Source organism: uncultured Agitococcus sp. (assembly GCF_937920075.1).
Taxonomy (GTDB): domain Bacteria; phylum Pseudomonadota; class Gammaproteobacteria; order Pseudomonadales; family Moraxellaceae; genus Agitococcus.
In genome coordinates this window covers 19,432-28,779 of the sequence record NZ_CALETI010000461.1, presented here as the reverse complement: position 1 = coordinate 28,779, position 9,348 = coordinate 19,432, and the positions used below count along the sequence as shown (strand labels likewise).

The following is a 9,348-nucleotide window of genomic DNA, read 5'->3' as shown; positions in this document are numbered from 1 at the left end:
TGTTAGTTGATGGCCATACAGTTGATGAAAAGATTGAATTAACTCTCGATCAAACTGTAAATTTAATGCTTGATAATAATGCCCAGTTGGAGGACGGTTAATCACATCCCATTGTGTCTCAGGCATAAAAATTAATAAATCACCTGCCTGACAGTCTAGTCGCTGTTGGTTTTTGACCAAACTTTTATCACCCGCTTGAATCCAACATAAACAATAGTCACGAATATTGACGGTATGAATATGATGATAAAAACGAGTATAGATAATACAACTAGAATTATTCATGTTTATGGTGTGGGTGGCGTAGTTGTTAATGGTGTGGTCGCGGTGTCCATCACGGATGGAGGTGCAATCGTTGGTGCAGTTGCTAAGGCATCTTGTGCGGTGCTTAGTTGTTGTTTGGCTTCTTTTAAGGCTTGGCTGAGTTGAAAAACGGCCATTGCATATAAATGGCTACGATTGTAGGTAGTAATGACATAAAAGTTATTAAAAGTCAGCCAAAACTCTGCACCATTATCACCTTGTAATCGTAAGGCAGAAACTGGCGTGTTTTCTGCAAAACTACCTTCTTTGACATCTAAGCCTTTTGCCTTTAATTCAGCTAGGGTGGTTAAGGTTTTTAATTCTTTGGTATTAATTAACTCATCATAGTTGTCGCCAATAATTTTGGCACGAGTGGCAATAGCTTCGTCTTTTTTCCAACCATTAGCAGCAAAATAGTTGCCAATCGAACCAATAGCATCAATAGGATTATTAATTAAATCGGCTTTGTTATCACCATCAAAGTCAATACCTAAATTACGCCAACTCGAAGGCATAAACTGCGGAAAGCCCATTGCACCTGCATAAGAGCCAAGTTGCTCAGTTGGGTTTAAGCCTTGTTGTTTGCATAAAATCAAATAGCTTTTTAGTTCTTGTCTAAAAAAAGTGCTGCGACGCGGAAAATCAAAAGCCATCGTGGTTAAGGTGTCTAAGACTTTAAAGCCGCCTTTGTTGCCACCAAATTTAGTTTCTACACCTAAAATAGCTAAAATGATTTCTGGTGGCACTCCAAATTGTTGCTCAGCGACCTCTAATGCCTCGTGGTATTTATCCCAAAAGTCTAAACCCCGATTAATGCGCTCATTGCTTAAAAAAGAAGGGCGATAGTCTTTCCATTCTTTTGTGCCTTCGGCTGGGCGCATCATGGCTTCAAGGGCTTTATTTTGACGTTTAACTTGACTAAAAACGGTATTCAATTCGCCGCGCGGATAAATAGCTTCACGTTCTAAACTGGCAATAAGGGCTTGCAGCTCTTCATATTGGTCAAAATCGCCTGCATGACTAAAGTTAGCAGTGCTGAGTCCAAGTAACAGGCTAAATAAAGTTTTAAACGACATTATCCACTAATCCAAATTTTGTTGATGTGTATGAATGGCCATTAAAATACCAAAGCCAGACATCAGAGTTAACATGGCTGTGCCGCCGTAACTAATAAAAGGCAGTGGCACACCAACAACGGGCAATATACCACTAACCATTCCAGCATTAACAAAGACATAAACAAAAAAAGATAGGCTAATTGCGCCAGCTAATAATCGACGATAGGTGTCATTGGCATGGCTAGCTATATATAAACAACGACCAATAATTAAGCTATAAAGTGTTAATAAGACTATAATCCCCATCCAGCCAAATTCTTCGGAATAGGTAGCAATAATAAAGTCCGTATGACCTTCGGGTAAAAACTCCAAATGAGCTTGTGTGCCATTTAGCCAACCTTTGCCTGTAAGTCCGCCTGAGCCAATGGCTGTTTTTGACTGAATGATATTCCAACCTGTTCCTAAAGGGTCAGACTGTGGATCAATTAGAGTCAAAATACGTTGGCGTTGATAATCATGTAAAAAATGCCATGCAATGGGAGCAATTGCAGCTAGGCCTGCTGCGCTTAGGCCAAGAAACCACCACGGAAGTCCTGCTAAAAATAAGACAAAAAAACCGCTACTTGCCACAAGTAATGCTGTGCCTAAATCGGGTTGACGAGCAATGAGAGCTGCAGGAATGGCAATTAATAAAATACTTACAATAATATGTTTTAAACGAGGCGGTAAAATTTGTTGTGCCAAAAACCATGCAATCATCATTGGCATGGCAATTTTCATAAATTCGGAAGGTTGAAAACGAGTGACATGGGGAATGGTTAACCAACGCCTTGCACCCATTGCCACAGTACCAAATAAAGCAACCATAATTAATAGCACTACAACGGCACAATATAACCACGGTGAAATAGCTTGATAAATGCGTGGAGGAATTTGCGCTAAAATCGCCATTGCGAGTAGTCCTAAACCTAAGCTAGAACATTGCTTTATTACTAAGGCCAAATTACGTCCTGAAGCACTGTATAATTCTAATAAACCAACAATACAGACTAATAACAATAACGCTAATAATGGGAAATCAATATGCCAACGTAACCACCATGAACGTTTATGCGGTTGAGTGACGTCATCAGGCAGACGGCGTAAAAATTGATAGTGTTGACGTTGATTCATAAGTTTTATCAGTTTTTTAAAAAGACTTTTGAGGTAATAAATCCTAACTTACCTTGAACGGTGATGAATCACAAGTGCAGGTATTTTTTCATACGACGATAAATTTTGACAAAACGTTAAAAATGACATAATATCAAAAATAGAGGTATTCAACAATGATAGCAAATGTAATGATGGCTAAAAAGCGTGATCGCACTCGTGATAAGTTATTAATTGCGGTACAAGAATTATTATTAGAAAAACCTGTGGCAAATTTGTCAATTAAAGATATTGCTCATCAAGCAGAGATGGTACACGGCTCTTTTTATAATTATTTTGAGTCGGTGCATGAAGTTATACAAGGTGTTGCAGAGTTATTTTTGCGTACACATGCTTGTTTGGCCGACAAAATCACTCAGGGGATTGATGATAAAGCACTGGTTTTTGCACTAAAAACACGCCAAACCTTATTGTTGATTAGCCAAGAGCCAAAGTATGGTCATTTATTATTTGATGCTGGCTTGCCTGTCGATCAATTTGTCATGGGTTTAAGATTGGGTTTACGGATAGATATAGAACAAGGTATTAAACAGGGACGTTTTGTATGTGCCGATTTAGAGCTGACGTTGAGCCTTTTGGCAGGTGGGATTTTGGGCTTAGCTTTAGATTTACATCGACATATTTTGCCTGTTGAGCGTATTGAAGCAGCAACCGCTAAATTATTAGAACAATTAGGTGTTGATAATAAAGAGGCGCAACAACTTGCTCATTATCCAACACAGTTTATTACGCCAGTAACATTACCTTTATCAAATGCAAAATTAACTGAGTTTATTAGGGGCTGTTGATGTTTTGATTGTGTTTATAAAGCCCCTAGTTTTTGGCCATTGCTAAAATCATATTTTGGCACGCTGTTAATAAGGCCTGTTGTCGCTCGCCAGCAGGCAAAGCACGCGCCAAATTGACAGCACCCACCGTCATAGCAATGGTTGCCCATGCCATTTGTGGATTGCTAAGTTGTGTGTTTAAGATTTGATGAATTCGCGCCAAGCCCTCCGAGAAAGCTTGTTTAACCTCTGCATCAGCACGTCCCACTTCGGTAGTTAAACTGGGTAAAGCACAACCCAAAGCAGGAAAGTTAAGGTGTAATTGACTTAGATATAAATTTAAAAAAGGTTCAATATTATGATTAGACAAGTTGGTTTCTAACAAATCTTGTGATTTCTTTAATTCTTGACGAATTATTTCTAATAACAGCTCATTTTTAGACGAAAAATGACTATAAAAAGCCCCACCTGTTAAGCCTACTGTTGACATTAAACCATCAACACCAGTAGTGGCAAAGCCATCTTTTTTTGCCAATGCACCTGCTTTTTCAATCAATTTTTGCCGAGTTTCGGCTTTATGTTTAGCAGAATAACGCATGATCGCTCTCGATAATTTAGGACTGACACAGTTAGCGTTTATCTATTCGGTAAATCGGTAGTGTAAACGATAGTCCTGAAAGTCTATTATTTTAGCTGACGATCGTTTACTAATAAACCATGTGTTGACTGTTAATGCCGTTGTTTTGTTATTTTCAGCCAATTGACAAGCTGTATTTTATAAATTAACGTTCGTTTACTAAACGGTCGTTAATTAAATTGAGGATGGCATCATGGCTTTTGTGGTTTTAGAAGAGTGTATTCAATGCAAACACACCGATTGTGTAGCGGTCTGTCCTGTCGATTGTTTTTATGAAGGGCCAAATTTTTTGGTGATTAATCCTGATGAGTGTATTGATTGTGCCTTATGCGAGCCTGAATGTCCTGTTGATGCAATTCGTGCCGAAGAAGAAGTGCCTGATGAGCAAAAACATTTTATTGCCTTAAATGCTGAGTTGGCTAAACATCCGAATTGGACACAAATTACTCAGCAAAAAGCTGCTTTACCAGAGCACGAGCAATGGACAGGTGTTAAAGGAAAATTAGCACAATTAAATAGAAATGGTGCTTAACTTTCTGTATCTATTAAATTAAATAAAAAAGAGAGGCTATCATGCACACACAACAAGCAGAATGGAAAAAAACGGCCTGTATTTTATGTTCGATTAATTGCGGCTTAGAGGTGCAAACTGGTGGCGAAGATGGCCGACAGATTTTAAAAATTCGTGGTGATGATGATCACCCTTTATCTAAAGGTTATGTCTGTGAAAAGTCACAACGTCTCAATTATTATCAACAAGGGGCAGATCGCTTAACCTCACCAATGCGCCGTAAAGCTGATGGCACTTATGAAGCAGTCGATTGGGACACGGCGATTCGTGAAGTGGCACAAAATCTTAAAGCGATTAAACAAAAATACGGTGGTGAGAGCTTTTTATATTATGGTGGCGGTGGCCAAGGCAATCATTTAGGCGGTGGTTATGGTGATGCCACACTCAAAGCATTAGGCGTTAAATACCGTTCTAATGCCCTAGCTCAAGAAAAAACAGGCGAATTTTGGGTACAAGGCAAAATGTTTGGCACAGGTGCACACGGTGATTTTCATCATTGTGAAGTGGCCGTGTTTTTAGGAAAAAATCCGTGGCAATCACACGGTTTTGCTCAATCGCGGGTGTTGTTAAAAGAAATTCAAAAAGACCCTAAACGCGCAATGATTGTTATTGACCCACGTGTCAGTGAAACGGCAGCAATGGCCGAATACCACTTACAAGTGAAACCTGCCACTGACGCATGGTGTTTGGCGGCATTAATTGCCATTGTTGTGCAAAATAATTGGCACAAGGCCGATTGGTTAACACAACACACCACCAATTTTGCCAAAATTGCCCCGTTATTTGCCAAGATAAATATTGCCGAATATGCCCAAATTTGTGGGGTAGAGCTAAGTTTATTACAAGCGGCTGCTCAACGGATTGCTCAAGCCAACAGTGTGTCGATTTTTGAAGATCTCGGCACACAAATGAATCAACATTCAACTTTAAATAGTTATTTGCAACGTATTTTAGCAGTAGTGACAGGCAATTATGGCAAAGAAGGCACAGCCAATGCTTTTGTGCCGTTTTTCTCCTTAGCCAAAGCCAGTAAAGGCGAAACAGGTGGCAGCAGCAAAAAAACTCCACCATCACCCAGTAATAAAGGCCGTTTGAGTCCTGTCACTCAATCTAAAATTATTATTGGTCTCATTCCGTGTAATGTCATTCCTGATGAAATTTTAACCGATCATCCTCAACGTTTTAGAGCGATGATTGTTGAAAGTGGTAATCCTGTGCATTCTTTAGCCGATAGTCAACGAATGCGTGAAGCCATGCGCGCTCTGGAATTTAGTTTGGTGATTGATGTCGCGATGACCGAAACGGCACGTCAAGCCAGTTATGTGTTACCTGCATCAAGTCAGTTTGAAAAAGCCGAAGCCACTTTTTTTAATATTGAATTTCCTAAAAATGCCTTTCATGTCCGTCAACCTTTGTTTGAGCCATTAGCAGGCACATTGCCCGAAGCCGAAATTCATGCACGTTTATTAGAAGCGATGGGCGAATTATCCGAACAAGATTATTTACCGTTACGCATGGCACTTAAACTCGATCAACTTAAATTAGGTCAACGCAAATTAGGTGAGTTACAACTATTAAAAGAGCCATTAGCGCGTAAAGCCTTTATGGCGGCATTTGTGAGCCAAGCAGCACTATCGAAAAAGTTTGTACCTTATGCACCTGTGATTTTATACCGTACTTTAGGCCAAACCTTGCCTAAAGGCATGGAAACAGCGGCTTTAGTGTGGGCATTGTCGTTATTTCATGTCATGGATAATCCCAAAACCGCCGCACGAGTGGGTTTTGCAGGGCTTGCACCATTAGCTGGTGACCGATTGTTTCAAGCAATTATAGATAATCCGTCGGGTGTGGTGTATGCCGACCGTACTCATGCCGAAAGTTGGCAAGCGATTAAACGACCTGAAAATCGTATTGAGTTATATATTTATGAGTTAGTTGGTGAAATAGAAAAACTCGCCACTGACAAACCCGAAGCAGTTAATCCTGATTATCCTTTTGTGTTGTCCGCAGGTGAACGGCGTAATGATACCGCGAATACCGCCATTCGTGATGCCAGTTGGCATAAACGTGGTCGTTTTGGTACTTTGCGTATTAATGGCCAAGATGCCGAAAATTTAGGCTGTGTTGATGGTGACTTAGTGCAATTAAGTACTGCCAGAGGCTCTGTGCAAGTGCCACTAGAAGTATCAAAAATGATGCAACGAGGTCATGTGTCTTTACCTAATGGCCAAGGTTTGCATTATACCAATAGCAATGGTGAAGTAATTCAGCAGGGTATTGCTCCAAACGAGTTAACCGACAATCAACGCCGTGACTTTTTTGCGGGCACACCGTGGCATAAATCTGTGCCTGCTCGTATAGAAAAAGTCAATGTGATACAGATTCAAGAGTAAAACCACTGGGGGGAGTCATGTACATAATCAATTTTGGGAGAAAAATATGACCGCAGCTCAGGTTTTTAATGGCGCAGTCAATGTGCCAACCAATGCAAGCAATTTAGCAACCGCTTGTGCCTTGTGTTCACATAATTGTGGCTTACGTGTTGATGTGGCTGATAACAAAATTGTTGAAGTTCGCGCCGATGATGACCATCCCTCAACCAAAGGTTATTCTTGTAATAAAGCCTATGCCATTGCCAACTATGTCAACCATGCCCAACGCGTGACACAACCGCTAAAAAAATTAGCCGATGGCAGTTTTAAGGCAATTAGTTGGGATACAGCAATTAGCGAAATTGCCGAAAAATTGAATCATATTCGTAAAAATCATGCACCACGCAGCATTGCTTTTGCAGGGTTGGGTGGGCAGGGTAATCATTCCAGTGGTTTAGCGGCCATTCCGCTAATGTATGGCATTGGCACACCCATGGTGTTTACCGCTTTAGCCCAAGAAAAAACCCAACATTGGCTCAATGATAGACGTATGATTCGTGGCACAAATGATATTTATCTCACCGCAGATAAACACCATGCCAAATTTATGCTGTTACTGGGCACAAATCCGCATATTAGTAATCAAGGGGCTAATCCTAAAGAAGCTTTAAAACAATTATTTAGAGATTCTGAACGGCGTATGGTGGCGGTTGACCCACGCATTACCGAAACCACACGTTTAGCCGACCGTCATTTACGCATCAAACCTGCCAAAGATATTTATTTGCTCTTAGCCATTGCAGCGGTTTTAGTGCAAGAAAACTTAGTGGATAAACCCTTTATTGTGAGCAACACAGTGTTGATTATCAGCAACTGGCGCAATTATTTAGCACGGTGAATGTGGCAGAAATGGCACAACGTTGTGGCTTAAACGAAGCAGATATTCGTTTAACTGCACGAGAATTTGGCCAAACCAAACCTGCTTGTATTGCCTTAGACTTAGGCATTGAGCATTCATCACATAACACCTTAACATCTTATTTAGTGCGCGTGTTATTGGTAATGACCGGTAATTATGGCCGAAAAGGGGGCAATATTTTTGTGCAATTATTTTGTCCAAATATGCCCTATTGGTCAACGATGACTAAAGCTTTAGAGTCTTCTATCGAGTCAATTCCTGCTTTATTACCGATTCCACAATTACCACCCGCCATTATTCCCGAAGAAATTTTATCGCAGCATCCTGACCGTATCCGTGCCTTGATTTGTGATGGAGCCAATCCAATCGCCAGTTATCCTGATACCAAACGTTTTAAAGAAGCCTTTGCTCAGTTAGATTTATTGGTGGTGATTGACCCAGCCATGAGCGAAACCGCACAAATGGCCGATTATGTTTTGCCCAGTTGTACAGGTTATGAAAAATGGGAATTTTCGATTTTTCCTAAGGATATTATTGCGCCACAAGTACGCCCACCTGTGGTTAATCCTATCGGTGAAGCCTTACCTGAAGTAGAAATTTATTATCGTTTGGCACGAGCTATGGGGTTAGTGGGGGCTGCACCGAAATTTTTACATCGTTTAGCCAAACAAGCGCGCAAACCGTTAATGACACCTGCTTATTTAGCCGCAGTAAATAGTTACGCCTTAGCCAGTAGCAAATTGCAAGGTGTAGGTGCGATTGTTGCTCGTTCGGCTTTTTTAATGTACGAAACCTTAGGTAAAACCTTGCCTAATCCGATGTTGGCGTATATTTGGTTATTGACTTTAGGTTATGCAACCACACGTCGTGACCAAGTCATTCGTGCTTTGCCTGAAGCCAAAGCGATGCTTAATCCTTTTGCGTTAACAGAGTATTTATTTGCCAAAATTTTGGCTAATCCACAGGGCGTTTTATTAGGCCATTATGAAATAGAGCATAATTTTGAAGATTACTCCAAACATCAAGATGGCAAAATTCGTCTGTATTTTGCTGATTATGCTCAGGATTTAAGTCGTTTGATTGCTCAAGATGTAGAGCCTGACGAAAAAGAGTATCCTTTTGTCTTAAATGGGGGATTAAGAACAGGCTTTACCGCCAATACCATTATGCGCGATCCTAGTTGGCGTAAAGGACGTGCTATTCATGCCTCGTTATATATGTCGGAAGCAGATGCCGCCGCTCTAAATGCCAAAGAAGGCGATTTAGTCAAAATTAGCTCCAAACGTTCTTCGGTGATTGCACCTGTTAAAGTCGATAAAAATACCTTAACAGGCCATTTGCATTTACCTAATATTTTAGGGCAGTATTATCCCGATCCAGTCACAGGCGAATTAAAAGCCAACGGTATTGCCATTAATGAGTTAGTTGATTTAACCGATAGAGACCCTTATACAGGTTGTCCGCATACCAAACGGATTCGTTGTAAAGTGGAATTGGTCAATTAAAACA

9 protein-coding genes are annotated in these 9,348 nt (G+C 40.5%); 5 read left to right on the top strand and 4 right to left on the bottom strand.

The genetic code is table 11. The features are described 5' to 3' along the window. The 3 genes from Q0212_RS15760 to rodA all read right to left on the bottom strand — a co-directional run. On the bottom strand, nucleotides 1–285 hold a 285-nt coding region (locus Q0212_RS15760; protein ID WP_297927268.1), incomplete at its 3' end, for a hypothetical protein. Nucleotides 286–287: 2 nt separating this feature from the next. Next, on the bottom strand, nucleotides 288–1,379 hold the full coding sequence (gene mltB / locus Q0212_RS15755) for a lytic murein transglycosylase B (protein WP_297927266.1): 1,092 nt from the start codon (nucleotides 1,377–1,379) through the stop codon (nucleotides 288–290). Between the two features lie 6 nt (nucleotides 1,380–1,385). Beyond that, a complete protein-coding gene (gene rodA, locus Q0212_RS15750) occupies nucleotides 1,386–2,534 on the bottom strand; it encodes a rod shape-determining protein RodA (RefSeq protein WP_297927264.1) in 1,149 nt (382 codons plus the stop codon). Between the two features lie 155 nt (nucleotides 2,535–2,689). Here rodA and Q0212_RS15745 point away from each other — a divergent pair, with 155 nt between their 5' ends. Then, on the top strand, nucleotides 2,690–3,361 hold the full coding sequence (locus tag Q0212_RS15745; protein ID WP_297927262.1) for a TetR/AcrR family transcriptional regulator: 672 nt from the start codon (nucleotides 2,690–2,692) through the stop codon (nucleotides 3,359–3,361). A gap of 25 nt (nucleotides 3,362–3,386) precedes the next feature. On the opposite strand, the gene Q0212_RS15740 is transcribed toward Q0212_RS15745, so the two are convergent. Beyond that, nucleotides 3,387–3,938, bottom strand: coding sequence for a TetR/AcrR family transcriptional regulator (locus tag Q0212_RS15740; RefSeq protein ID WP_297927260.1), 552 nt, complete (start codon nucleotides 3,936–3,938; stop codon nucleotides 3,387–3,389). A gap of 232 nt (nucleotides 3,939–4,170) precedes the next feature. Here Q0212_RS15740 and fdxA point away from each other — a divergent pair, with 232 nt between their 5' ends. From fdxA to Q0212_RS15720, 4 genes are read left to right on the top strand one after another with little or no spacing between them, the layout of a single operon-like run. Then, on the top strand, nucleotides 4,171–4,509 hold the full coding sequence (gene fdxA / locus Q0212_RS15735; RefSeq protein WP_297927258.1) for a ferredoxin FdxA: 339 nt from the start codon (nucleotides 4,171–4,173) through the stop codon (nucleotides 4,507–4,509). A 41-nt stretch (nucleotides 4,510–4,550) separates the two neighbouring features. After that, a complete protein-coding gene (locus Q0212_RS15730) occupies nucleotides 4,551–6,941 on the top strand; it encodes a molybdopterin-dependent oxidoreductase (protein ID WP_297927256.1) in 2,391 nt (796 codons plus the stop codon). Between the two features lie 46 nt (nucleotides 6,942–6,987). After that, the gene (locus tag Q0212_RS15725; RefSeq protein ID WP_297927254.1) at nucleotides 6,988–7,818 is read left to right on the top strand and encodes a molybdopterin-dependent oxidoreductase; all 831 of its coding nucleotides are present in this window, start codon (nucleotides 6,988–6,990) and stop codon (nucleotides 7,816–7,818) included. Between the two features lie 11 nt (nucleotides 7,819–7,829). Beyond that, complete coding sequence (locus Q0212_RS15720; protein ID WP_297927252.1) at nucleotides 7,830–9,344, top strand: molybdopterin dinucleotide binding domain-containing protein; 1,515 nt, start codon at nucleotides 7,830–7,832, stop codon at nucleotides 9,342–9,344. The last annotated feature ends 4 nt before the right edge of the window (nucleotides 9,345–9,348 follow it).

Bases quoted from the DNA above. Each gene is read 5' to 3' on its own strand.
- mltB (WP_297927266.1), bottom strand. From the start codon at position 1,379: ATGTCGTTTAAAACTTTATTTAGCCTGTTACTTGGACTCAGCACTGCT.
- rodA (WP_297927264.1), bottom strand. From the start codon at position 2,534: ATGAATCAACGTCAACACTATCAATTTTTACGCCGTCTGCCTGATGAC.
- Q0212_RS15745 (WP_297927262.1), top strand. From the start codon at position 2,690: ATGATAGCAAATGTAATGATGGCTAAAAAGCGTGATCGCACTCGTGAT.
- Q0212_RS15740 (WP_297927260.1), bottom strand. From the start codon at position 3,938: ATGCGTTATTCTGCTAAACATAAAGCCGAAACTCGGCAAAAATTGATT.
- fdxA (WP_297927258.1), top strand. From the start codon at position 4,171: ATGGCTTTTGTGGTTTTAGAAGAGTGTATTCAATGCAAACACACCGAT.
- Q0212_RS15730 (WP_297927256.1), top strand. From the start codon at position 4,551: ATGCACACACAACAAGCAGAATGGAAAAAAACGGCCTGTATTTTATGT.
- Q0212_RS15725 (WP_297927254.1), top strand. From the start codon at position 6,988: ATGACCGCAGCTCAGGTTTTTAATGGCGCAGTCAATGTGCCAACCAAT.
- Q0212_RS15720 (WP_297927252.1), top strand. From the start codon at position 7,830: ATGGCACAACGTTGTGGCTTAAACGAAGCAGATATTCGTTTAACTGCA.